Origin of the sequence: Kocuria sp. NPDC057446 (assembly GCF_042802875.1) — a bacterium.
Taxonomy (GTDB): Bacteria; Actinomycetota; Actinomycetes; order Actinomycetales; family Micrococcaceae; genus Kocuria.
In genome coordinates, this window is the sequence record NZ_JBHVDI010000044.1 from 1 (window position 1) to 23,266 (window position 23,266).

A 23,266-nucleotide genomic window follows, 5' to 3' on the forward strand; every position below is an offset into this window, starting at 1 on the left:
GTGCGGGGCCGCCCCTTCGGACGAAGCCATGGAGAGGGTCCGGAACGGACCCGCGGGTGTCCCTACTTCTTGGACACGGCCGCCTTGAGCTTGGAACCAGCGGTCAGCTTGACGCCGTGGCCGGCCGGGATCTCGATGGTCTCGCCGGTCTGGGGGTTGCGGCCCGTGCGGGCGGCGCGGTCGGTGCGCTCGACGGCCAGCCAGCCCGGGATGGTGATCTTCTCACCGGCGGAGACGGACTCCTCGAAGACCTGGAACATCGCGTCCAGGACGCCGTTGACGGCGGCGTTGGTGGTGCCGGCCTTCTCGGCGACCTCTGCGACGAGTTCACTGCGGTTCTTAGCCATGTTCATGTCCTCCTGGACTTGGGGTCGTGGGGAAGCGCGGCACGGCGGACCGATCGCGCTCCTGCGTCAGAAATTACCAGCTGGACTTGGAGATGCCGGGCAGTTCGCCGCGGTGAGCCATGTCGCGGAACCGGACGCGGGAGATGCCGAACTTCTGGAGGGTGCCGCGGGGACGGCCGTCGATCTGGTCGCGGTTGCGGAGGCGGACCGGGGAGGCGTCGCGGGGCAGCTTCTGCAGGCCCAGGCGGGCCTCCTCGCGGGCCTCGTCGGTGGCGTTCTCGTCGACGAGGGTCTTCTTGAGCTCGGCACGCTTCGCGGCGTAGCGCTCGACGACGACCTTGCGCTGCTCGTTCTTGGCGATCTTGGACTTCTTGGCCATGGATTCAGCGCTCCTCGCGGAAATCGACGTGCTTGCGGACGACCGGGTCGTACTTCTTGAGCACCATGCGGTCCGGGTCGTTGCGGCGGTTCTTGCGGGTCACGTAGGTGAAACCGGTGCCGGCGGTGGACTTCAGCTTGATGATGGGACGAACGTCCTTGTCCTTGGCCATGCTAGATCTTCTCCCCACGTGCGATCATGTCGGTCACGACGGCGTCGATGCCCCGGGCGTCGATGACCTTGATGCCCTTGGCGCTGACGTTGAGCGTGACGCTGCGGCGCAGCGACGGCACCCAGTACCGCTTCTTCTGGATGTTCGGGTCGAACCGGCGCTTCGTGCGGCGGTGCGAGTGCGAAATGCTGTGCCCAAAGCCCGGCTGAGCTCCGGTCACCTGGCAGTGCGCTGCCATAGTGTTCTCCTCCAATGTTGACGAAATGACGGCACGCAGTGGGTGCCGCAGATGATCACTCAGCTGCGGCAACGGGCGTCCCGCCACCTTCAGAATTGCCACCGTTCGCCAACCGGGCCCTCTCGTAAGGCCCGCGGCCGGAACCGGCGAAGGCCTCGCCACGATGAAGACGGTGAAGATCAAGGTGCCGGAAGGTGGACTCCACCACACGACAGCCTTGAAGTCTAGGCCCGGACGGACTTCCCCGCAACCTGACGTCAGGTGTGACCAGCTCCGGGTCAGTCTACCGGCTCCCCGGACCCCCGCAAACCGGGGACCTCCCGGTCAGCCGCACCGGGCGGGGGCCGCCGGCTCCGCACGGGCCGCGGGACCGGCGGGCACCACCGGGTGCGGGCGGAGCGTGGTGTACGCGGGACGGCGGGCCGCGACCGCGTCCCCGGAGGAGGTGCCGCGCAGCCGGCGCCCGATCCAGGGCAGCAGGTACTCGCGCGCCCAGTAGAGGTCCTCCTTCAGCACGCCCGGGCTCGCCGTGACGGGCAGCCGGTCGGTGGGCGGCAGATCCAGGTCGTGGTGCACGCCCAGCAGCTCGAGCATCCGGGCGGCCACGTGCGTGTGCCCCGCGGTCGACATGTGCAGCCGGTCCACCGCCCAGTAGCGCCAGTCCTGCAGGGTGCGCATCCGCCAGTAGTCGAGCACCAGGCACCCGTGCCGGTCGGCGATCTCCCGGACGTGCTCGTTGTAGAGCGCCTGCCGGGGCCGGGTCCAGGACGTGGGGGCCTCCCGGCCCGGGTCGAAGGCCGTGAACAGCACCACCTGGGCGCCGGAGTCCCGCAGCCGGGCGACCGCCCGCTCGTAGAGCTCCATGAGGGCGTCCACGTCCACCCGGGGGCGCAGCATGTCGTTGCCGCCGGCGTAGAGGCTCACCAGCGTCGGCTCCAGGGCCAGGCACGGCTCGAGCTGCTCCTCGACGATGCCGCGGAGCAGCCGTCCCCGGACCGCGAGGTTCGCGTAGCGGGTGTCCGGGTGGGCCGCGGTCAGCTGCTCGGCCACGAGATCGGCCCAGCCGCGCACCCCGTTGGGACGGGCGGGGTCGGGGTCGCCGACCCCCTCGGTCATGGAGTCCCCGAGGGCCACGTAGCGGACGGGGGGTGCGAGCGGCACGGCGGCCGGGCGGGGCGTGGTGGGCTCCGTCATGCGGTGTGCTCTCCGTTCGGGGCGGCGGCGGCGTGCGGGCGGGCTCGGCGGGGTCCGGTCAGGGGGCCGTGCGGTCGGCCTGCCGGGGCTGCTCGGGCTCCCCCACGGCCCGCACGCGGGACCGGTTGCCGAGGGCCTCGTTGACGGCGCGGACCAGGGAGTTCGCCCGGGGGTTGTCCGGCAGCTGCTCGATCAGCACGGGGTTGCCCGCGGAGTCGGCCAGGGGCACGCGCCAGTTCGGGTACTCGTCCCCCGTGCCGGGCTGGTTCTGCATCCGCCGCTCGCCGACGGCGTCCACGAGGGAGACGTTGAACAGCAGCGCCGGGGACTGCGCGAGGTAGCGGTGCAGCGCCTCGATCCGTCCCTGCTCGTCCGTGGCGTCCCCGTCGGGCAGCAGGCCGTCCGCGGCGACGGCGGCGAAGAACGTGTCGAGCTGCCGGCGGGCCTCGGCCCGTTCCTCCTCCACGGGCCGGGCCAGGAGGCCGAGCTCCTGGCGCACGTCCACCTGCACGCCCTCCAGGAAGCCCGCGGTGGGCGGGAAGTCGTGGGTGCTGACCGAGGCCATGCTCAGCTCCCGGTACTGCGCCGGCGGGAGCGGCTCGTCGCCGTCCACCTCGAACCACAGGATCGAGGTCCCCAGCACGCCCCGCTCCGCGAGGTACTCGCGCACCCACGGCTCGAGGGTGCCCAGGTCCTCGCCGACGACGACCGCACCCGCCAGCTCCGCCTCGAGCGCGAGGATGCCGACCATCGCCTCGTGGTCGTAGTAGACGTAGGCGCCCTCGGAGGCCTCGTGGCCGTCCGGGATCCACCAGAGCCGGAACAGTCCCAGGACGTGGTCCACGCGGATGCCGCCGGCGTGCCGGAAGATCGTGCGCAGCATGTCCCGCCAGGGCAGGTAGCCGGCCTCGGCCAGGCGCTCCGGGTGCCACGGCGGCTGGGACCAGTTCTGGCCCTTCTGGTTGTACATGTCCGCCGGCGCGCCCACGGACACGCCGGAGGCCAGGACGTCCTGGAGCGTCCACGCGTCGGCGCCCTGCTTGTGCACGCCGACTGCGAGGTCGTGGATCACGCCGATGTCCATCCCGGCCAGGTGCGCCGCGCGCTGGGCGGCCTCGAGCTGCTCGTCCAGCAGCCACTGCATCCACACGTGGAAGTCGATCCGCCCGGACAGCCGGGTCCGCGCCTCCACCGCGTACGGGGCGTCCAGGCCCGCCGCGACGTCGTCCCACTCGGGGGCGTCCTCGCCGAGCTCCTCCCGCAGCGCGCACCAGAGCCCGTAGTCCTGCAGTCCCTGCCCGCCCTCGGCCACGAACCGGCGCAGCTGCTGCTGGCGGTGCGGGGAGCGGCGGACGGTGAACAGCAGCTCGAGGCTCTTCAGCTTGGCCGCGTAGGCCTTGTCCCGGTCGATGGTGCTGGTGTCGAGGTTGTCCCGGCGCTGGATCGCGGCCAGCGTGTTGACGACCTCGAGGTCGGCCGGGCGCAGGTACGCGTACTCCGGGACCTCGGCGATGCGCAGGTAGAGGGGGTTGAAGAAGCGGCGGCTGGTCGGCAGGTACGGCGAGGGCTCCACGGGCGGGGCCGGCTCGGCGGCGTGCAGCGGGTTGACCAGCAGGTAGTCCGCCCCCTGCTCCCCCGAGATCGCGGCGAGGCTCGCGAGGTCCGAGGCGTCGCCCACGCCCCACGACCGCCCCGAGGTCACCGAGTAGATCTGCGCCATGTAGCCCCACCGGTGCCGGCCGTGCAGCCGGTCGGTGCTGGACAGGTGCCGCGGGGTCACGGCCAGCGGCGTCGTGGCCGCGCGTCCGCCGTCGACCTCGGAGCACTCGGCGCGGACCTCGTACCAGCCCACGGCGATGCTCTCGGGCACCTCGAAGGTGGCCTGGCCGGTGAGGACGCCGTCCACGTCGCGCGGGGAGCGCCAGTTGTCGACCTGCGGGGCCGTGGTCCGGGTGCCGTCCTCCGCCACGAGGCTCACGCGCACCGTGGAGCCGTGCGGGACGTGCACGGCGAAGCGGGTGCGCTCCTCCGCGACGGCGACGACCACGGGCGGGAGCACCCGCCGCCAGGGCGCCAGCTCCCGCTCGGCGAGGCACGCCTCGATCGCGGCGTCGTCGCCGGCGTCCGCGCCCAGGGCGCCGAGCACGGCGCGCAGCGTCGGCTCCGGGACCTCCCGCTCCTGCCCGTCGAACCCGGAGTAGGTCGTGGAGACGCGGTAGTCCTCGGCGAGCCGGCGCAGCGCGCCGGCGGTGGTGGTGGTGTCGGCCATGACCCCCACTCTAACCACCGGCGCGGCCCGAGCCGCAGGTTGCTGACGATCCGTGGGGCTACGCCAGGGTGCCGGCGACGTCGATGACGAAGCGGTACCGCACGTCCGAGGCGACCACCCGGTCGTAGGCGGCGTCGACGTCGTCGGCGCCGATCAGCTCGATCTCCGCCTCCACGCCGTGCTCCGCGCAGAAGTCCAGCATCTCCTGGGTCTGGGGGATCCCGCCGACCATCGACCCGGTGAGCACCCGCTGGCGCCCGGCGAGAGCCATGGCCCGCACGCTGTACGGCTCGGTGGGCAGGCCCACCGAGCACAGCACGCCGTCGACGCGCAGCAGCGACAGGTACTGCTCGACGGGCAGGTCCGCGGAGACGGTGTTGAGGATCAGGTCGAAGCGGCCCCTGTTGCGCTCGAACGTCTCCGGGTCCTTCGTGGCCCAGTAGTCGGTCGCGCCGAACGCCAGGCCGTCCTCCTGCTTGGACAGGCTCTGGCTCAGGACCGTGACCTCGGCGCCCATCGCGGCCGCGATCTTCACGGCGACGTGGCCGAGCCCGCCCATGCCCAGGACGGCGACCCGCCGGCCGGGTCCGGCGCCCCAGCGCCGGAACGGGGCGTACGTGGTGATCCCGGCGCACAGCAGCGGGGCGGCCCGCGCGGGGTCGAGCGCCTCGGGAACGCGCAGGACGAAGCGCTCGTCGACCACCACCGCACCGCTGTAGCCGCCCCGGGTGGGGGTGCCGTCGGCCTGGGGGGTGTTGTAGGTGGCCGTCACGCCTTCCGTGCAGAACTGCTCCTGGCCGTCGGTGCAGTACTCGCACCGGCCGCAGGAGTCCACGAAGCAGCCGACGCCCACCGTGTCACCGGGCGCGAAGCCGGTCACGGCCTCCCCGACGGCGCTGACGCGGCCGACGATCTCGTGCCCCGGGGTGACGGGGTAGTGCGTGCCGCCCCACTCGTCGCGCGCGACGTGGATGTCGGAGTGGCAGATGCCCGCGAAGTGGATCTCGATCTCGACGTCGTTCGGACCGACGGGACGGCGCTCGATCGTGGTGCGACGGAAGCCGGAGTCGGTGGAGACGGCCTCGAGGGCGGGAACGGTGGTCATGGGGTGCTCCTGTCGTGGTGCGGAGGCCGCCCGGCGGAGGTCGCCGGGCGGAGGTCGTGCGGTCTGGGGTCGTGCGATCCGCGGTCGTGCGGTCTGGGGTCGTGCGGTCTGGGGTCGTGCGGTCCGCGGTCGTGCAGTCGGGCCGGTGCGCTCACCAGGCGTGGGCGACGAGCTCGTAGGAGCGGGCGCGCACCTCGGGGTCGTGGGCGTAGCTGTTGAGCATCAGCTCGTCGGCCCGGGTGAGCTCGACGATCTGCTCGAGGTCGGCGACCACCCGTTCGGGCGTGCCGACCGCCGACACGGCCAGGTGCTCCTGCACCATGCCCGCCTCCGCCGCCGTGAGCTGCACGTGCTCGACGGGCGGCTGCAGCGGACGGCGGTCGTTGCGGGCGATCCCGCGCACCAGCAGCTGGTGGGTGCTGAACTGGCGCCGCGCCTCCTCGTCCGTGTCGGCGGCGAGGACGTTCGCCGCGACCATCACGTGCGGGCGCTCCACCGTGGCGGTCGGGGCGTCCGCGTCGAAGCGCTGGCGGTACAGGGCGATGGCGTCCATGATCATGGCCGGGGCGAAGTGGGAGGCGAACGCGTAGGGCAGGCCGAGCCGGGCGGCGACCTCCGCGCCACCCGTCGAGGAGCCGAGGATCCACAGGGGCACGTCCGTCCCGCGAGCCACGGGCGCCCGGACCGTCTCCTGCTCCTGACCACCGAAGAGCCGCACCAGGCGGCGCACGTCGGACTCGAAGGTGTCGTGGCCGGCCTGGCCCCGCCGCAGCTCGAGGGCGGTGCGCAGGTCGGTGCCCGGCGCCCGGCCCAGGCCCAGCTCCACGCGGCCGGGATGGAGGTTGGCGAGCGTGCCGAAGGCCTCGGCCACGGTCAGCGGCACGTGGTTGGGCAGCATGATCCCGCCCGAGCCCACGCGGATCCGCTCCGTGACGGCGAGCGCCTGCCCGATGAGCACCGCTGTGGCGGAGGACGCGAACGCCTCCGTGTTGTGGTGCTCGGCGTACCACAGGCGCCGGTAGCCGGACGCGTCCAGCCGGCGGGCGAGCTCCACCGCCTCGCGGAGGGCGTCCGCGGTGGAGCGGCCCTGCGACAGGGGCACGAGGTCGAGCGCGGACAGGGGGACGCGGGGCGTGGCGGGCACGGGCTGGGCTTCTTCCGTCGGGAGGGCACGTTGGGTTTCGGTGGCGGCAACGGCCCGGGCCGGGCTCATTATTCCGGGATCCGCACGGGCGTTGCCCTCCTCACACCCCCGCCCCGTCCGGGGCCCGGTGGGGCACCATGGGAGCATGACGTCTCTCCCCGCCCCCACGCCGTCGCTGCCCACGCCCTCCGGCGAGCTGACCGCCCCCGCCCCCGGGTGGGCCCCGGCGTGCGTGGTCTTCGACTGCGACGGCATCCTCATGGACACGGAGGCGAACTGGGCCCGGGTCCAGCGCGCCGTCTCCGAGAGCTACGGGCTCGAGTTCACCGAGGCGATGCAGCGCCGGATGATGGGCTGGTCCGCGGCGGACGTCGCCACCTCGATCGCCGACGCCGCCGGGGCCGACCGCGCCTCGGTCCACGCCGACGTGCTGCGCACCGAGGAGCAGACCCTGACCGGGCAGATCGTGCCCCTGCCGGGTGCGCTCGAGACGGTGCGCGCGTTCGCCGAGCGGCTGCCCGTGGCCGTGGCCAGCAACTCCACGAGCACGATCCTCGGCGTGAAGCTCGAGCAGGCCGGTTTCGCCTCGCACCTCAGCACGTGGGTCTCCTCCGAGGACGTGCCGCGGGGCAAGCCGGCCCCGGACATCTACACCGAGGCCGTGCGCCGGCTGGGCTTCGCCCCCGGCGAGGCCCTGGCCGTGGAGGACTCCGTGGTGGGCGCGACCTCGGCCGTGGCCGCGGGGCTCGTGGTCGTGGCCGTGCCGTCGGTCCCGGACGGGGACCCCGTGCCCGCGCACCACCGGGCGGCGGCGCTGACGGACCCCGCCTTCCGGGAGCTCATGACCCGCTGGCTGGGCTGAGCCAGGGCCCTCAGCGGTTCCAGAGACCGTAGGTCTGCGCCAGCTCTGAGACCTTGCGGGCCCGGGCCAGGCGCGGCAGGTAGCTGCCGTCGCCCACGACGTGCCCGGAGTCGTGCTGCGTGATGAGCTCGCGCGCCCAGGTGATCTCCTGCTCGCTCGGGGCGAGGTTGAGGTTGATCCCGTCCGTCTGCTGCGGGTCCAGGCACAGCTTGCCCGTCATGCCCATGGACTGCGTCACGGCGCACGCCTCGGCGAGCTCCTCGTCGGAGGCGCCCACGGTCGGGCCGTCGATGGGACCGGGCAGCTCTCCCACCCGGGAGGCCACGACCAGGCTCGAGCGCGCGAACGCCAGCGCCATGGGGTCCGCGCTGGCACCGGTGTCCCGGCGGAAGTCGCCGACGCCGAAGGCGAGCCGGAACACCCCGGGGGCGCGGGCGATGTCGTTGGCGTTCATGATCCCCACGGCGGACTCGATGAGCGCGACGACGGGGGTTCCCGCCGGCGCCATCATGGCCGTCTTGGTGATGTGGTCCGGGTGCTCCGTCTTGGCCAGCATGATGCCGCGCAGGTGGCCGACCCGGCTGAGGGCGGCGAGGTCCTGCTCCCAGTACGGGGTCGTGATGTCGTTGATCCGCACCCACGCGCTCGCCCCGGCCTCGAAGGCCTCCACGACGTTGCGCCGGGCCTGGTCCTTGCCCTCGGCGGGAATGGCGTCCTCGATGTCGAACACGACGGAGTCCGCCTCGGACGCGAGCGCCGTGGGGAAGACGGAGGGGTCGGCGGCCGAGGTGAGCAGCCACGAGCGGGACAGGCGTGCGGGCAGCGCGGCGGCGCGCTGGTTGCGGTAGGGGGCCACGGGAGGTCCTTTCCGAGAGGTGGGCGGCGGGGACGGGAGGCCCCTGGGAGCCCGGTCCCCGCGGGCGGGACCGGGCCGTAGGAGCTGTCCAGTCTAGGCGGCGCGCCGACCCGGCGGAACGTTCAGACGGTCAGGGGCGTGTGACGTCCGTCAACCCGCTCCTCCGGGCGGACGGGGCCCGGCGCGGTCCCGTCCCCGAAGGGCGAGCCGCCGAGGTCCTCCCGGCCGTGCGGGGACACCCAGTTCTCCAGGTCGGGGCCGACGGGTACGATCCCGGACGGGTTGATGTCCTCGTGGACCACGAAGTAGTGCTGCTTGATCTGCTCGAAGTCCACGGTGTCGCCGAAGCCGGGCGTCTGGAACAGGTCCCGGGCGTAGGCCCACAGGTGGGGCATCTCGGTGAGCTTGTTGCGCGAGCACTTGAAGTGCGAGTGGTAGACCGGGTCGAAGCGCACCAGGGTGGTGAACAGCCGCACGTCCGCCTCGGTGATGTGCTCGCCCATCAGGTAGCGGCGGGTGGCGAGGCGGTCCTCGAGCCAGTCCATGGCGGCCCACAGCCGGTCGTAGGCCTTCTCGTGCGCCCCCTGGGAGCCCGCGAAGCCGCACCGGTAGACCCCGTTGTTGACCTCGGTGTAGACGCGCTGCATGACCTCGCGCATCTCGTCCTCGAGGGCGGCCGGCCAGAGGTCGGGCGCGCCCTCGCGGTGGAAGGCGGTCCACTCCTTGGCGAGGTCCTCCGTGATCCGGGGGAAGTCGTTGGTGACGACCTGGCCGCCGGCGATCTCCACGATCGCCGGGACGGTGATCCCCCGCGGGTAGTCGGGGTAGCGGGCGAAGTACGCCTCCCGGAGCCGCTCGATGCCCAGGACGGGGTCCCTGCCGTCCTCGTCGAGGTCGAACGTCCACGAGCGGACGTCGTGGACGGGACCGGGCAGCCCCACGGACAGGGCGTCCTCGAGCCCCAGGAGCCGCCGGACGATGAGGGTGCGGTTGGCCCAGGGGCAGGCCCGCGCGGCGACGAGCCGGTAGCGGCCGGCCTCGACGGGCCACGCCCGGGCCCCCTCGGGCACGTCGGCCCGGGCGGGGTCGCGGACGATCCGGTCCTCGATGTAGGCGGTGTCCCGGGTGAACTCCTCCCCGGGGTGCACGTAGGCGCCGGCCGTGCTGAACTCGGACCGCTGAGTGCTGCGCTGTGACATGGTGGCTCCTCGCGGTGCGGCGGGACGGGGCGCCACCGGCCGGGACGGCGGTCGGCGGCGGGACGGCCGCACCACCCGCCCCTCTATTTTGATGATATGTCCATCACAGCAGGTGCGCCAGGGGCGTTCCGTCGGAGGCGAGGTCTATGGTGGAGGCGTCCAGCACCTCCCAGCAGAGAACAGCCCCGCCCATGAGCACCCACGGCAACGAGCCCGAGTACGGCCAGCGCCTCCCGCCGCAGCACGTCCCGCCCCGGCCCGCGCCCTCGGCCGCGCGGGCGCCCGCGGCCTCGGCGCGGGCCGCCCGCCGGATGGCGCGGGGGCTCTCCTTCACCCTCGTGCTGCTGGGCCTCCTGATCGGCGGGGGGCTCACCGCCCTGGGGCAGGCGTGGGGCTGGGCAGTCGGAGCCCTGCTCGCCCTGCCCGGGCTCGCCGGCTTCGTCGTCGTGCAGACCCAGCTCCACCCGGCCCTTCGGGACGCCTCCGTGCCGCCGCTGCGGAGCCGCTCGAAGCTGTGGCTCATCCCCGCCGTCCTGCTGCTGCTGGGCCTGCTGCCGCTGGCCGCGGTCTTCGCGGTCCAGCCGCTGCTGGCCGGCACCGCCGGCGCCCACCTGGCCGACGAGTACGTCAGCGTCCTGGTCGTCTCGGGAATGACCCTGGTGGTCGCCGCGGCCCTCGGGTTCGGCCTCGTGGCCATGGCGTCGTTCACGCCGGCCGATGACGACGACTCCCCGCTGCGCCCCACCGGCTACGCCGAACGCCTCCGCCGGCCGGCCCGCGGCCCCGCGGACCACTACGACTCGGAGTGGATCCACCGCCGCCCCGCACGCTACGGCCGCGACGCCGGCGACCACCCCGGCCCGGGCGGCACCCCGCCGGAGGACCTGACCGGCCGTTGACATTTGTTGACACGTCACGATAAGCTCGGGGTTTTCCCGCCCCACGAGAGGACCGCCGCATGAGCCACCCGGAGACCGACGAGGTCAACTGGCTGTCCGACGAGGAGCAGCGCGTCTGGCGCGGCTTCCTGGCCCTGAGCCGCGGCATGCAGACCGCGGTGGACCGCCAGCTGTCCCGGGACAGCGCCCTGTCCGGCTCCGAGTACGAGGTCCTCGTCCAGCTCTCGGAGAGCAGCACGGGCGTGATCCGCTCCCGCGACCTGCTCCACGAGCTCGGCTGGGAGCGCAGCCGCCTGTCCCACCTGCTCTCCCGGATGGCCCGGCGCGGGCTGCTGGAGCGGCTGCCGTGCGACAGCGACGCCCGCGGCCTCGACGTGCGGATCACCCCGGAGGGCCGGCACGCCATCGAGGCCTCCGCCCCCGGCCACCTCGAACTGGTGCGGGCGGCCCTGATCGACCACCTGACCCGCGAGGAGATGGACGCGCTGCTCTCGATCTCCGGCAAGGTGCTCCCCCGGCTCGAGAAGCTGGGGCTGTGCTGACGCCGGGCTCCTGAGCCACCGCCGGCCAGGGGTCCCGGTCGAGGCCCGGCCGCTCCGGTCCGGGCCGGCCGGACCCCGGACAGGGAACAGGCCCTGCCGCATGGGGGGATCGGCAGGGCCTGTCAGGCATCCCGATCGGGGGAATGGGACACCATACGTCGGCAGGAACTATCCGGAGGCAGATGGGGGGATCACCTCCGGGCCATCGCCGACGACAGATTTACCTTAGACCCAGTGATCTGCATGAGCAAGCCGTCTGTGCGTTTTTTGTCCCCGGTGTCGCCCCCGGCCGGGAGCGGGCCGCCGGAGCACCTGAAGGCGCCCCCGGCCCGCCCCGGAACACACCGGGAACGCCCCCGCCGGCCGGAGCCGACAGAGGCGTTCCCGGTGCGCCGCGCACCCCGCGCGCCGCATGCCCTGCGGGTGTCGTGCCCGCGGGGAACGGTGCTACTTGCTCTGGCACTCCCTGGCGAGGACGTGGTCGCAGACGACCTCCTCGCCCTCGCCGCCGTCGGCGCGCGCCCTGTTCCTCGCGGAGAAGACCGTCCAGTACCACCTGGCGCACAGCTACGGGAAGCGGGGCCTCCGGCCCCGCAGCGAGCTCGCCGCCCGCTACCGGCCGCCCGAGTGACCGGCGCCCCGGTCCGCGCCGCTACTTGACGTCGGAGGGGTGCTTGGCCAGGGGCACCACGGTGATGTCCATGTAGGGGAACAGCGGAAGGTTCTGCAGGATGTCGTGCAGCTCGTCGTGGGAGTCGACGTCGAAGACCGAGTAGTTGGCGTACTCGCCCACGACGCGCCAGATCTCCGGCCACTTCCCGGAGCGCTGCAGCTCCTGGGAGTAGGCCTTCTCGGTGGCCTTGATCTCCGCGGCCTCCTCGGCGGGCATGTCGGTGGGGAGGTCGATGTCCATGTGGACCAGGTACTTCACGGTGTGTCCTTCCGTCGGAACGGGTGGTGGGTGCGGAACGGCGGGGCCGGGCCTACCGGTCGGTGCGGTAGTGGGCGAGCTTGTCCTCGTCCACGGCGGTTCCCGCCCCGGGCACCTCCGGCACGCGGATCCGGCCGCCGGCGATGACCACGGGCTCGGCGAGGAGGTCGTCGGCCATGTCCAGGAAGTTGGACGGCTCCCCGGCCCGCTTCGAGGTGTGGGCCGGCGCCGCGCCGAAGACCACGGAGTCGACCGTGCTCACGATCTTCGCGGCCTCGGTGAACCCCGAGCGGGCGGCCTTCACGGCCAGCAGGTTCGCCCCTCCGGTGAGGATCTCCTTCGCGGCCTCCCCCAGGTTCGGGGCGGACTCGTCGGCGGCGATGGGGATCGTCGAGTGCTCCACCAGCCGGCGGCGGCCGAGCACCTCGCGCGCGTCGTCGGGCTCCTCGAGGGACTGCAGCCCCAGGTCGGCCGTGCGGCGCAGCACCTCCATGGCCTCGTTGGCGGACCAGCCGCGGTCGGCGTCCACGGAGAGCTCGGCGGCGGGCTTGAACCCGGGCATGTGCGAGACCCGCATCGAGTCCGTGAACCCGCCCGGCAGCCGCGTCACCGGCTGCCCGAGGAACTGGCCGATGACGCCCCAGAGGGCGAAGCCCACCGCGCCCTTGGCGGTCTGGTTGTGGACGGTGCGGGCCGGCACGGCCTGGACCTTCTCGCGGTCGAGGACGTCCAGGCCCACCAGCTGGGGGGCGAAGACGTCCTCGACCACGGCCACGATGGACTTCTGGGTCTCGCCGTAGGTGCAGGGCCGCGGCGGGGTGTCCGCGGTGCCCACGACCCCCTCGTCGGTGGTGATCCGCACCAGCACGTGGTCCGCCTCGTGGACGGCGCCCGAGGCGAGGTGCAGCGCGTGGACGTAGGGGATCGAGTCCGGGATCGCCTCGACGGTCGCGATCTTCATGGGTGGACGGGCCTCTCCTGGGCGGGCGGGACGGGGGCTCCGGCGGCGGCCTGGGTGTCGACGACGAGGTCGATGAAGTTGTGCAGCAGCGCGGAGCGGTCCTCGCGCCGCCACGCGACGGCGAGCTCGATCTGCGGCGAGTGCTCGATGTCGCGGTAGACGACGCCCTCGAGCTGGAAGGCACGCACCCCGGCGGGCACCACCGCCACCCCGCCGCCGGCCGCCACGAAGGACAGCAGCGTGGACGTCTCCCCGGCCACCTGGGCGATCCGGGGCTGGAAGCCGGCCTGGCGGCAGACGTCCGCGGCCGTGCGGTAGAGCACGGAGTCGGGCGGGTAGACGATGAACTCCTGGTCCTGCAGCTCGTGCACCGCCACGGGCCGGTCCACGGCGAGCGCACTGAAGGAGGGCAGCGCCACCACGAGCGGCTCCCGCGCGACGACCCGGTACTCCACGTCCGGGGGGGCCACGGGCGGGCGCAGCAGGGCGGCGTCGAGGGTGTGGTCCCGCAGCCCCTCCTCCATGGCCGGGGTCAGCATCTCGCCGTGCAGCACCAGGGACAGCCCCGGCATCGCCTCCTTGGCCCGCCGCACCACCTGGGGCATCACCCCGTAGGTGGCCGAGCCGGCGAAGCCGACCCGCAGCACGCCCGTGGCGCCCTGGCCCACCTGGTAGACGTCGGCCTTGAGGCCCTCGATCTCGTTGATGATCCGCCGCCCCCGGTCCAGGAGCACCTGGCCGGCGGCGGTGAGGTCCACCCGCCGGGTGGTCCGGTCCAGCAGCCGCACGCCGAGCTGCTCCTCGAGCTGGCGGATCTGCTGGGACAGCGGCGGCTGGGCCATGTGCAGGCGCTTGGCGGCGCGGCCGAAGTGGCGTTCCTCGGCCACCGCGATGAAGTAGTTGAGCTGCCGGATCTCCATCGTGGGCAGTCGTCCTCCCGCTCGGTCGGAGGGGTCGTCGTCGACCAGCACCCCCGCATTCATTCAGAGGATACACCGAAAAGCTCGGATTAGAACACTGTGGCATCCCAATCAGCACAGCGTTCCGGGGGCACCCGGTGGTCGCGGCCCGTGACCGGCGCCCGGGGAGGTGGTGCAATGGGCCCATGCGCACCGACATCACCGCCGACCGGCACGGCTCCTTCGTCCGGGCGGTCAAGTCCCTCGTGGTCCCCCGTCCCATCGCGTGGGTCAGCTCCCGCTCGGCCGCGGGCATCGACAACCTGGCTCCGCACTCGTTCTTCACGGTGGCCTCGGAGCGGCCGACGATCGTCCAGTTCGTCTCCGTCGGGGAGAAGGACAGCCTCCGCAACATCCGGCACAGCCGGGAGTTCGTGGTCAACTTCGCGCCCGCGGGGCTGTTCGAGCAGATCAACGCGACCGGCACCGACTACCCGCCCGAGCTCAGCGAGTTCGACGCCGTGGGGCTGACCCGCGAGCCCTCGCTCACCGTGGCCGCCCCCCGCGTGGCCGAGTCCCCCGCCGCCATCGAGTGCCGGCTGCACGGGGAGCCCATCGCCGTGGGCGACAGCTTCCTGGTCCTCGGCGCCGTCACCCACGTGGCGGTGGACGAGGAGGCCATGGACGAGCGGGGCCCCGTGGTGGCGTCGCTGGGCCCCATCGCGCGGCTCGGGCGCGACGAGTGGGGCGAGCTGGGACGGATCCGGTCCGCCCGGCGGGTCCCCTACCGGGACGCCGTCCCGGAGGCGGACCTGCCCTGAGACCCCGGGCTCAGGGGCGCACGCCCGTGCGCCGCAGCTGCTCACGGACCTCGCGCCGCTGGATCTTGCCGAGCATCGTGCGCGGCAGCTCCTCGACGGCCACGACCCGCCGGGGGACCTTGTAGCGGGCGAGCCCGGTGTAGCAGTGCTCGCGCAGGGCCGCCTCGTCGAGCTCGGCGCCCGGCACCAGGGTCACGGCGGCGACCACCACCTCGCTGCCGCGGGCGCCGGCGAGGCCCACCACCGCGGCGTCCTCGACGGCGTCGTGCCGGCGCAGCATGTCCTCGACCTCGCTGGGGGCCACGTTGAAGCCGCCGGTGATCACGACCTCCTTGAGCCGGTCGACCACCCGGAGGAACCCGTCGTCGTCGACCGTGACGATGTCGCCGGTGCGCAGCCAGCCGTCGGCCGTGAGCGCCCGGGCGGTCTCGTCGGGCCGCCCCCAGTACCCCTGGAAGACCTGCGGGCCCCGCACCCACAGCTCCCCGGGACGGTCCCGGGGGACGTCCTCGAGGGTGTCCGGGTCCACGAGCCGGATGTCGGTGGACGGGAACGGGACCCCGATGGAGCCGGCCCGGCGGGAGCCGTTGAGCGGGTTGCAGGCCACCAGCGGGGAGCACTCGGTGAGCCCGTAGCCCTCGATCAGGATGCCCCCGGTGGCCCGCTCCCACCGTTCCACGAGGGGGACCGGCAGGCTCATGGCCCCGGAGACGGCCACCGGGATCCCCCGCAGGTCGACGCCCTGCTCCGGCGCGGCGTCGAGGAGCTTCTGGTAGACGGGCGGCACCGCGGGCAGCACGGTGGGCCGCGTGCGCTTCATCGCGCCCAGGACGAGGTCGGTGCGCACGGTCGGGAAGAGCACGAGCCGCGCCCCGAGGGACATCGCGAAGGTCACGCCGAGGGTCAGCCCGAAGGCGTGGAAGAGGGGCAGGACCCCGTGCACGACCTCGTCCTCCCCGGAGCCGAGCCAGTACCGGCCCATGAGGGCGTTGGACTCGAGGTTGCGGTGGGTCAGCATCGCGCCCTTGGGCAGGCCGGTGGTGCCGGAGGTGTACTGCAGGAGGGCGAGGTCGTGGGCGGTGGGCCGCGGGTGCTCCGCTCCGATCGGGGCGGCCGCCAGCAGCTCCCGCCAGGGGATCGTGCCCGGGGCCGGACCGGTGAGCTGCGCGCGGGAGGCCCGTGCGCGCGGCAGCGGCAGGCGCAGGGCCAGCCGCTTCGCGCGCGGCATCGCGGCGGTGACGTCCACGGACACGACCGTGTCGACCCGCAGGTCCGCGGGCAGCGACCGCACCCGGCCGGCCGCCCGGTCCCAGACGATCGCCACGCGCGCCCCGTGGTCCTCGAACTGGTGGCGCAGCTCGGGGGCGGTGTAGAGCGGGTTGTGCTCGACGACGACGGCGCCCAGGCGCAGCACGGCGTAGAAGGCCACGACGTGCTGCGGGCAGTTGGGCAGGACGAGCGCGACCCGGTCGCCGTGGCGCACGCCGAGCCGGCGCAGTCCCTCGGCCGCGCGGTCGACCTGCCGTCCCAGGTCGGCGTAGGAGGTCGTGGCCCCGAAGAATTCGAGGGCCGTGCGCGCGCCGTGGCGGGCGACGGAGCGCTCGAGCATGTGCACGAGGGACGTCTCCGGCAGCTCCAGGTCCGCGGGGACGCCCGGGTCGTAGCTGGCGGTCCAGGGGCGGGCGCGCAGGACGTCGCGCACGGTGTGCTCAGGCATGGTCCCGACCCTACTCGGCGGCGGTGGCCCGGCGCCCCGCCCGGCGACACCCGGCGCCCGGCGGGACGGCTCGCCGGTCCCGGTCCGGGACCGGCCGTAGACTCCGGTGCCATGACGCCCTCCACGACACCCGGCTCGCCCTCCCCCGACGACCCGATGCCCTGGTCGGACACCGGTCCGCAGGACTCCCCGGACGCCACCCGTCCGCTGCCCCCGGTCAGCCGGTTCGCCGCCCCGGCCGGCGGCACGGCCCACGACGCCCCGGACGCGGACGCGGGGGGCGGCGGGACCGAGGACTGGTCCTGGTACGACGACGAGGACGACCAGCACACCCGGCCGCTGCCCGCGGTGACCGCCCAGCGCCCCGTGCAGGAGGACCCGGGCCCCCGCACCGACCCGACCCCCGCCGTCGGGTCCGCCACGGCCGGGTCCAGCACGGTCGGGTCTCCCGGCGCCGTGCCTGCCGGAGGGCGCGGCGCCGACCCGGGTGCCGCCGCGCTCCACGACCCCGGGCCCGGCGCCCCGTCCGGCGTCCCCGCCGACGCCGCGACCCGTCTCGCCCGGCAGCGGGAGGAGTTCGGGGGCCTCCAGCTGGTCCCCGGCTTCTTCGGCTGGCTCAGCGCCATGGCCCTGACCTGGCTGCTGCTCGCGGCGGCGGGTCTGACCGCGGCGGCACTGGGCCTGCGCCTCGTGGACGGGGTGGGCGGCGTGGTCGACGACCTCGCGGCCGGGTCCGCGGCGGCCTGGACCGGCGCGGCGGCCCTCGGCCTGGTCGAGTTCCTCGCGTTCCTGGGCGGCGGCTACGCCGCAGGCCGGATGGCGCGCTTCTCCGGGGCCCGGCAGGGCGTGTCCGTGTGGCTGTGGTCCCTGTTCGGCCGGTCCGTGGCCACCGTGGCGGGACTGGTGTGGGCCGACACCGTCGGCCTGGCGCCCGTGGGCGTCTCGGCGCAGGCGCTGATCGGCGACCTGCTGGTCCCCGGGCTGCTCGCGGTCCTGGCGGTGCTCGCCGTGGACCTGCTCGCCGCGGTGCTCGGGGGTCTCTGGGGCGTCCGCTACCACCGCAGGGTCGACCGCTGGGGGGACACCTGGGCGGATCAGGGCCGGTAACACGGCGTCCCGGCGCCGTGTCGGGTTCGCATCCCACCACAAGAAGGGGGACAATCGGAGCACCTCGGTGAGATCCGTCACCCCCACGCGGAAATCCGCGGACCGGCCCGCCGAGCAGCACCCGGAGGAAACACCCATGCCGTCCACTCTTGTCGCCGTCGTCGATGACCACGAGGTCGTCCGTGAGGGTGTCCGCCTCGTCTCCATGACCTCGCAGGCGGACGTGAAGCTCGTCGGATCGGCCTCCACCGTCCCCGGCCTCCTCGACCAGCTGGGCCGCGACCCCGAGAACCCCGCCCTCACCGCCCAGGGCGCCAAGCGGATCGAGTGCGAGGTCGTGCTCCTGGACCTGTCCCTCGACGACCGGTCCCGGCCCGCCACCAACGTGGAGCTCCTGCGCGCCGCCGGCATGAAGGTGCTCATCTTCAGCATCGGCGAGAACGCCGCGCTGATCCGCGAGGCGCTGCGCGCCGGCGCGCTCGGGCTGGTGCGCAAGTCGGACCCGCTCGAGCACGCGATCGAGGAGGCCCGCAACATCGCCGAGGGCAAGCCCGTGATCACCAAGGAGCTCGCCGCCGCGATCGACGGCGACGTGGAGTTCTCCCGGGCCAGCCTCTCCCCGCGCGAGCAGGAGACCCTGCGGCTCTACGCCTCCGGGTTCGCGCAGGTCCAGGTCGCCCGCCGGATGGGGATCAAGCAGAGCGCCGTCAAGACCAACATCGACCGCATCCGCGAGAAGTACGCGCGCGTCGGGCGACCGGCGCCCACCAAGATCGACCTGCGCATCCGGGCGATCGAGGACGGGCTCGTGGAGCCCACGGCGGACATCACCACCGCGGAGAAGCATCTGTGACCCGCTCCTCGCCCCGGTGAGGGCCACCGCCCCGTGAGCCACGCCGCGCCCCGGTCCCCGCTCGCCTACCGGAAGGTCCCCGCCCGGCGGCGCCGCAGCAGCCTCCTGGTGCCGACCTCGCCGCAGGAACTGGGGATGAACTCCTACCGCATCCACCTGCTCGCGAACATCTGCCACGGCCTGGTCGTCGTCGCGCTCTTCCTGGAGGCCCTCACCATCGTCGGGGAGCAGCTGCCGGCCTTCGAGCGCTGGCACCTGGTGTTCCTGCTGGCGCTGCTGGTCAACGGCTGCGTCCTGCTCCTGCTGAGCGCCCGGCGGCAGGTGCGGACGTGGCCGGTGCTCGTGACCCCCGTGCTCGTGGCGCTCGCCGTCCTGACCCTCCCGCTGGCCTGGACCGGCGCCGCTCCGCCGCAGGACCCGTGGGTGGAGCCGTTCATCCTGCTCGCGGCCGCCGCCACCGTGGTCGCGTGGAGCAGCGAGCTGGCCGTCGCGTACCTGGCGTCGGTCACGGTCTTCTACGTCATGGTCCTGGTGCGGGTCACGGAGTCCGCGGACGTGATGGGCGTGCTGTTCGACGCCACGAGCCGGATCGCCTTCGGCGTGGTCCTGGTGGTGCTGATCAGCCTGGTCCACAAGGGCGGGCAGAACGCGGACCAGGTCTACGCGGCCGCGATCGCGCAGGAGCTGCAGCTGAACCGCACCCGCTCCCAGGCCGAGGAGCAGGAGCGGCTGGACCGCCTGATCCACGACAACGTCATGGCCGCCCTGCTCGACGCCGGGCGGGCACCGGGGCCCGTCCAGCGCCGCACCCGGGAACTGGCCCAGCGCGCCCTCGAGGTCCTCTCCTTCGAGGAGCGCCGCGCCGAGGGCAAGGGCACCACCATGGTGCACACCCTGCTCGACGACCTGCTGGAGTCCCTGTCCCCCTGGCGCAACCGGGTGCGCTTCAACAGCATCACCCCCTACATCAGGCCTCCCGGCCAGCCGCGCCCCCTCATCCCCGTGGAGACGGCGCAGGCCCTCGTGCAGGCGGTCACCGAGGCGGTCTCCAACAGCGCCCGCCACGCCGGCACCGAGGTCACCTTCGTGACCATGGACGGCGGCGTGTGCCCGCCCACTCCCCTCAACCCCGAGGGCTTCTTCCTGCGCTTCCAGGTGGTGGACCGCGGCCGCGGCTTCCAGGTCCGCAGCATCGACTCGCGCCGGCTCGGGGTGCGCGTGTCCATCCTGGGCAACGTGCGCCACGTGGGCGGCGCGGTGGACGTCGACAGCGCACCGGGGCGGGGCACCCGCGTGACGATCCTCTGGCCCCGGGACGCGCAGCCGTGATCTCCCGCACGCTCTTCCACCCCCTCAGCCTGGTGGCCACGGCGACGTTCTTCCTCATCCCCGTGGTGCTCGGCGTCCTGCAGACGCGCAGCATGGACAAGCCGGACCTCATGCAGGCCGCGCTCGTGACCTATGTGATCGCGGTGGCGGTCGTCGTGTACCCGTACGGGCAGCGCCGGCTGCCCGACCTGCCGTGCGCCCTGGGCGTGCTCCTCATGCTGGTGTCGATCCAGCGCTCCTACGACGCCCTGGACCCCCAGGCCGAGCTGTTCGGCGGCCAGTGGTTCACCCTGGGCTTCGACGGGTTCCTCGTGGTCCTCGGCATCCGGCGCCGCGGCGGGTGGGGCTGGGCCACGCTCGTCATCGCGGTCGCCGTGTCCATGACGTGGGGGGCCCGCTCCGCCCTGGGCCTGTGGGACGCGGCGCTGACGAACGCGGCGGCGGCGGCCCTGCTGCTGGCGAGCCAGCTCATCGCCCGGGAGTACGACCGGGCCTCCGCGGCGTTCGCCGAGGCCCGGGACATGGTGATCTCGGCGCGCTCCCACGACGAGGCCCAGCAGGACACGGTCAACGCCTCCGTGCAGCGCGTGCACGAGGTGCGCCGCCTCGCGGGCGGGCTGCTCGAGCGGATCGCGCACGACCCCTCCCCGGTCTCGGACTACGAGATCGAGCAGTTCCGGCTGACCGAGGCCCAGCTGCGGGACTCGATCCGGGGCCGCTCGGTGGCCACCCCCTACCTGCTCGAGGTCACGCGGGCCGCGCGGGCCCGGGGCGTGCTGGTGGACATCCTGGACGAGCGCGGCAAGCCGCTGCCCACGGCGGTGCTGCGCGCGGCCACCCGCCAGGCCATGGAGGTGCTCAACGCGGCGACCTCCGGCTCGGTCACGATCCGCGCCTTCCCGGAGGGAGAGCCCACCGCGGTGTTCATCGTCCACGACGGCAACGCCGCGGACGACGAGCCCGTGGCCATCGAGATCGCCGACGGCACCGGGGCGGTCTCCCGGTTCTGACCGGTTCCGACCGGTCCCGCCCACCGTCCGGGCGCCCGCACTGCACCCGCCGGCCGGCGTCCCGCGCGCGGACGGCGCCGTCCACAGGCGGCCGCCCGCCCCCCGGCCCGCCGCCCCCGGGTTCCTACCGTTGCCCCATGGACACCGCTTCCACCGGGCACGCCCCGCACCCCGCCGACGCCGCACGACACGTCCCCGACGGCCGCTCCCCGACCGACGACGCCTTCCGCGCCGTGCTCTGCGGGGACGGCCTGCGCCGCTGCCCCTGGGGCCCCACCGGCCCGGCCGCGCTCGAGGAGCACGACCGGCGCTGGGGGACGCCGCCCGGGGACTCCCCGGACTGGTTCGAGGCCCTCGGCCTGGAGATCTTCCAGGCCGGCCTGGCCCGCTGGAGCATCGCCCAGCGCCGGGAGGGCCTGCGCCGGGGGCTGCGCGGCTTCGTCCCCGAGGAGGTCGCCCGGATGACCGAGGACGACGTCGACGAGCTGCTCCTCGATCCCGCGGTGATCCGCAACCGGGTCAAGATCGAGGCCGTGGTGCACAACGCCCGCGCCTGTCGCGGACTCGGGCCGGAGGACTGGGCCCGGCTCACCGGGGACCTCCGGGCGACCGCCGCCGAGCCGCCGCTGACGGTGCTGGAGGAGGCCGGCTGCTCCCCCGAGGGGGACCGGCTGGCCGCCCGGCTCAAGGAGCTGGGGCTCGTGTTCGTGGGGCGCACCACCGCCCACCGGTTCCTGCTGCGCACCGGGGTCCTCCCCGGGCACCTGGCCGGGTGCTTCAGGGCCGGGACTGGAACCGGAGGATCCGGGTGACGGCCTCCTCCACCCGGTCGGGCCCCGCCGCGAAGGAGAGCCGGACCGCGCGGTGGCCCCGCGCCGCGTCGAAGTCGAGGCCGGGCACCACCGCGACGGCCTCCGCCTCCAGCAGCCGGCGGCACCACTCCAGGGAGCTCCCGTACCGCTCGAGCTGCTCGCCGAGCTCCGCGTAGAGGTAGAAGGCCCCGTCCGCCGGGGCGACCTCTCCCCACCGCAGCGCCGGCAGCGCGTCCAGGAGCAGGCTCCGGGAGCGCGCGAACTGCTCGACCGCCCGGTCCGCCTCGGCGTAGGACTCCGGGCCGAAGGCCTCCACCGCGGCGTGCTGCGCGGCGGCGGGCGGGCAGAGGCTGAGATTGCCGGCCAGCGCGTCGACCGCGGCCGCGAGGTCCCGGGGCAGCAGGGCCCAGCCCAGCCGCCAGCCGGTCATCCCCCAGTACTTGGAGAAGGAGGAGATCACCACGGCGTCCCGGTCGTGCTCCCACGCGCTGGTGCCCCGGTACGGCCCGCCCCGGCGGGGAGCGCCGTCCGCCGGGGCGGTGTGCACGATGCCGTGGTAGATCTCGTCGCTGATCAGGCGTGTGCCGTGCTCGGCGCACCACCGGGCCAGCGCCGCCAGCTCGGCGGGCTCCAGCACGGTGCCGGTCGGGTTCGCCGGCCCCGCCACCACGAGGCCCTGCAGCGGCCCGTGCTCGGCGACCGCGGCGTCGAGCATCCCGGGCGTGGGCTGGAAGCGGGTCGCCGCCCCGCAGTCGAGCTCCACCACGTCCGCGCCCAGGGCGGCCAGGGTGTTGCGGTAGGCGGGGTAGCCCGGCCGGCACACCGCCACCCGGTCCCCCGTGTCGAACGCCGCCAGGAAGGCGAGCACCAGGGCCCCGGAGGTCCCGGTGGTGATCGCGACGTCCTCGGGGCGGACGTCGATCCCGTACCACCGGGCGTAGTGGCCGGCCACGGCCCGGCGCAGCGGCTCGATCCCGAGGGCCGGGGTGTAGCCCAGCCCCTCGTTGCGGGCGTGCACGCGGGCCGCCGCCCGCGCCACGGGGCCCGGCGCACCGCCGGAGGGCTCGCCCGCGCAGAGGGAGACGACGTCCCGGCCGGCGGCCCGCAGGCGCTCGACGTCGGCGAGGATCTCCATCACCCGGAACGGCGGCACCGCCGAGCGCGCGGAGGGACGGGGCGGCAGGGGCGCAGGCATGGGCCCAGCCTACGGCCGCCGCCCGCCGCGTGGCCGCGGTCACGTCCCGTCATGCGCACTTCGGGGGACAGACTTTCGTCCAGACCTCCGCAATACTGGTTCCAGTCCTGGACGTCAGGAGGCCGCGCTGAGGCGGTCACCGGGCGTGGGGGGACAGGTCTCCGGCAGCAGTGCCGGGGGCCGACGGGCAGGTTGTCACCGCGGCCGGCGTCGCACGAGTGATCCGTCGTGAATGAGATGTGTGATTGTGTCTGGGGGGATTTCAATCACGGGTCCACCGGAGATGGGGCGCCGGGCACGGGAGACAACCGCCCTGCACCACGTCGGAGCGGCGCCGGGCCACGGCCCGGCGGGGAGAGCCGCAGGACGTGGCGGCACGCGCGTCGACGACGCAGCACACGGCCCCGCACCGATCGGTGCGGGGC

At 74.0% G+C, this 23,266-nt stretch carries 25 protein-coding genes; 10 read left to right on the forward strand and 15 right to left on the reverse strand.

From position 1 onward, the window contains the following. Positions 1–62: 62 nt before the first annotated feature. The 8 genes from ACFU0Y_RS07505 to ACFU0Y_RS07540 all read right to left on the reverse strand — a co-directional run bounded on the left by ACFU0Y_RS07505 (position 63) and on the right by ACFU0Y_RS07540 (position 6,848). Positions 63–347, reverse strand: a complete 285-nt coding sequence (locus ACFU0Y_RS07505; RefSeq protein WP_031282576.1) for an HU family DNA-binding protein — start codon at positions 345–347, stop codon at positions 63–65. A gap of 73 nt (positions 348–420) precedes the next feature. Beyond that, positions 421–726 (reverse strand): 30S ribosomal protein S14, encoded by a 306-nt coding sequence (rpsN, locus tag ACFU0Y_RS07510; protein ID WP_058873832.1) that lies wholly within the window; start codon positions 724–726, stop codon positions 421–423. Positions 727–730: 4 nt separating this feature from the next. After that, positions 731–898: a 50S ribosomal protein L33 gene (gene rpmG / locus ACFU0Y_RS07515; protein WP_017832642.1), complete on the reverse strand. Its 168-nt coding sequence runs from the start codon at positions 896–898 to the stop codon at positions 731–733. A 1-nt stretch (position 899) separates the two neighbouring features. After that, positions 900–1,136 carry a 50S ribosomal protein L28 gene (gene rpmB / locus ACFU0Y_RS07520; RefSeq protein WP_047804470.1) on the reverse strand — a complete coding sequence of 79 codons (237 nt, stop codon included), beginning with the start codon at positions 1,134–1,136 and terminating at the stop codon, positions 900–902. Between the two features lie 324 nt (positions 1,137–1,460). After that, a complete protein-coding gene (locus ACFU0Y_RS07525) occupies positions 1,461–2,330 on the reverse strand; it encodes an SGNH/GDSL hydrolase family protein (RefSeq protein ID WP_380213846.1) in 870 nt (289 codons plus the stop codon). A gap of 58 nt (positions 2,331–2,388) precedes the next feature. Continuing rightward, a complete protein-coding gene (gene malQ / locus ACFU0Y_RS07530) occupies positions 2,389–4,599 on the reverse strand; it encodes a 4-alpha-glucanotransferase (protein WP_380213847.1) in 2,211 nt (736 codons plus the stop codon). A 58-nt stretch (positions 4,600–4,657) separates the two neighbouring features. Then, positions 4,658–5,704, reverse strand: coding sequence for an NAD(P)-dependent alcohol dehydrogenase (locus ACFU0Y_RS07535; protein WP_380213848.1), 1,047 nt, complete (start codon positions 5,702–5,704; stop codon positions 4,658–4,660). A gap of 151 nt (positions 5,705–5,855) precedes the next feature. Continuing rightward, the gene (locus ACFU0Y_RS07540; protein WP_380213849.1) at positions 5,856–6,848 is read right to left on the reverse strand and encodes an LLM class flavin-dependent oxidoreductase; all 993 of its coding nucleotides are present in this window, start codon (positions 6,846–6,848) and stop codon (positions 5,856–5,858) included. Between the two features lie 145 nt (positions 6,849–6,993). Here ACFU0Y_RS07540 and ACFU0Y_RS07545 point away from each other — a divergent pair, with 145 nt between their 5' ends. After that, a complete protein-coding gene (locus ACFU0Y_RS07545) occupies positions 6,994–7,710 on the forward strand; it encodes an HAD family hydrolase (protein WP_380213850.1) in 717 nt (238 codons plus the stop codon). A gap of 10 nt (positions 7,711–7,720) precedes the next feature. Here the strand turns inward: ACFU0Y_RS07545 and ACFU0Y_RS07550 are convergent, their stop codons facing one another. After that, positions 7,721–8,566: an HpcH/HpaI aldolase/citrate lyase family protein gene (locus ACFU0Y_RS07550; RefSeq protein WP_380213851.1), complete on the reverse strand. Its 846-nt coding sequence runs from the start codon at positions 8,564–8,566 to the stop codon at positions 7,721–7,723. Positions 8,567–8,688: 122 nt separating this feature from the next. Further along, positions 8,689–9,765: a glutathione S-transferase family protein gene (locus ACFU0Y_RS07555; RefSeq protein ID WP_380213852.1), complete on the reverse strand. Its 1,077-nt coding sequence runs from the start codon at positions 9,763–9,765 to the stop codon at positions 8,689–8,691. A gap of 191 nt (positions 9,766–9,956) precedes the next feature. Between ACFU0Y_RS07555 and ACFU0Y_RS07560 the strand changes: the two genes are divergently transcribed. The 3 genes from ACFU0Y_RS07560 (at position 9,957) to ACFU0Y_RS07570 (ending at position 11,837) form a co-directional block, all read left to right on the forward strand. Then, entirely contained in the window at positions 9,957–10,664 is a 708-nt protein-coding gene (locus ACFU0Y_RS07560) for a hypothetical protein (protein WP_380213853.1), read from the forward strand. Between the two features lie 59 nt (positions 10,665–10,723). Further along, on the forward strand, positions 10,724–11,206 hold the full coding sequence (locus ACFU0Y_RS07565) for a MarR family winged helix-turn-helix transcriptional regulator (protein ID WP_380213854.1): 483 nt from the start codon (positions 10,724–10,726) through the stop codon (positions 11,204–11,206). 451 nt (positions 11,207–11,657) lie between these two features. After that, on the forward strand, positions 11,658–11,837 hold the full coding sequence (locus ACFU0Y_RS07570; protein WP_380213855.1) for a hypothetical protein: 180 nt from the start codon (positions 11,658–11,660) through the stop codon (positions 11,835–11,837). A gap of 21 nt (positions 11,838–11,858) precedes the next feature. On the opposite strand, the gene catC is transcribed toward ACFU0Y_RS07570, so the two are convergent. Genes catC through ACFU0Y_RS07585 form a run of 3 tightly spaced genes read right to left on the reverse strand, consistent with a single transcriptional unit; the run spans position 11,859 to position 14,018 of the window. Next, positions 11,859–12,137 (reverse strand): muconolactone Delta-isomerase, encoded by a 279-nt coding sequence (gene catC, locus ACFU0Y_RS07575; RefSeq protein ID WP_017832659.1) that lies wholly within the window; start codon positions 12,135–12,137, stop codon positions 11,859–11,861. Between the two features lie 52 nt (positions 12,138–12,189). Further along, on the reverse strand, positions 12,190–13,098 hold the full coding sequence (locus tag ACFU0Y_RS07580) for a mandelate racemase/muconate lactonizing enzyme family protein (RefSeq protein WP_380213856.1): 909 nt from the start codon (positions 13,096–13,098) through the stop codon (positions 12,190–12,192). After that, the gene (locus tag ACFU0Y_RS07585) at positions 13,095–14,018 is read right to left on the reverse strand and encodes a LysR substrate-binding domain-containing protein (RefSeq protein ID WP_380213867.1); all 924 of its coding nucleotides are present in this window, start codon (positions 14,016–14,018) and stop codon (positions 13,095–13,097) included. The genes ACFU0Y_RS07580 and ACFU0Y_RS07585 overlap by 4 nt, the downstream gene beginning before the upstream one ends. A gap of 185 nt (positions 14,019–14,203) precedes the next feature. Here ACFU0Y_RS07585 and ACFU0Y_RS07590 point away from each other — a divergent pair, with 185 nt between their 5' ends. After that, positions 14,204–14,818 (forward strand): flavin reductase family protein, encoded by a 615-nt coding sequence (locus ACFU0Y_RS07590; protein WP_380213857.1) that lies wholly within the window; start codon positions 14,204–14,206, stop codon positions 14,816–14,818. Positions 14,819–14,828: 10 nt separating this feature from the next. Here the strand turns inward: ACFU0Y_RS07590 and ACFU0Y_RS07595 are convergent, their stop codons facing one another. Continuing rightward, positions 14,829–16,535, reverse strand: a complete 1,707-nt coding sequence (locus ACFU0Y_RS07595; RefSeq protein ID WP_380213858.1) for a long-chain-fatty-acid--CoA ligase — start codon at positions 16,533–16,535, stop codon at positions 14,829–14,831. 111 nt (positions 16,536–16,646) lie between these two features. On the opposite strand from ACFU0Y_RS07595, the gene ACFU0Y_RS07600 reads away from it, so the two are divergent. From ACFU0Y_RS07600 to ACFU0Y_RS07620, 5 genes are all read left to right on the forward strand, one after another. After that, positions 16,647–17,642 (forward strand): hypothetical protein, encoded by a 996-nt coding sequence (locus tag ACFU0Y_RS07600; RefSeq protein WP_380213859.1) that lies wholly within the window; start codon positions 16,647–16,649, stop codon positions 17,640–17,642. 136 nt (positions 17,643–17,778) lie between these two features. Then, positions 17,779–18,495 carry a LuxR C-terminal-related transcriptional regulator gene (locus ACFU0Y_RS07605; protein ID WP_380213861.1) on the forward strand — a complete coding sequence of 239 codons (717 nt, stop codon included), beginning with the start codon at positions 17,779–17,781 and terminating at the stop codon, positions 18,493–18,495. A 33-nt stretch (positions 18,496–18,528) separates the two neighbouring features. Beyond that, the gene (locus tag ACFU0Y_RS07610; protein ID WP_380213862.1) at positions 18,529–19,824 is read left to right on the forward strand and encodes a sensor histidine kinase; all 1,296 of its coding nucleotides are present in this window, start codon (positions 18,529–18,531) and stop codon (positions 19,822–19,824) included. Continuing rightward, positions 19,821–20,834: a hypothetical protein gene (locus ACFU0Y_RS07615; protein ID WP_380213863.1), complete on the forward strand. Its 1,014-nt coding sequence runs from the start codon at positions 19,821–19,823 to the stop codon at positions 20,832–20,834. Before ACFU0Y_RS07610 ends, ACFU0Y_RS07615 begins: the two co-directional genes overlap by 4 nt. 137 nt (positions 20,835–20,971) lie before the next feature. Then, entirely contained in the window at positions 20,972–21,646 is a 675-nt protein-coding gene (locus tag ACFU0Y_RS07620) for a DNA-3-methyladenine glycosylase I (RefSeq protein ID WP_380213864.1), read from the forward strand. Here ACFU0Y_RS07620 and ACFU0Y_RS07625 read toward each other — a convergent pair. Continuing rightward, positions 21,612–22,841 carry an aminotransferase class I/II-fold pyridoxal phosphate-dependent enzyme gene (locus tag ACFU0Y_RS07625; protein ID WP_380213866.1) on the reverse strand — a complete coding sequence of 410 codons (1,230 nt, stop codon included), beginning with the start codon at positions 22,839–22,841 and terminating at the stop codon, positions 21,612–21,614. The two genes, ACFU0Y_RS07620 and ACFU0Y_RS07625, sit on opposite strands and share 35 nt — an antisense overlap. Positions 22,842–23,266 lie beyond the last annotated feature (425 nt).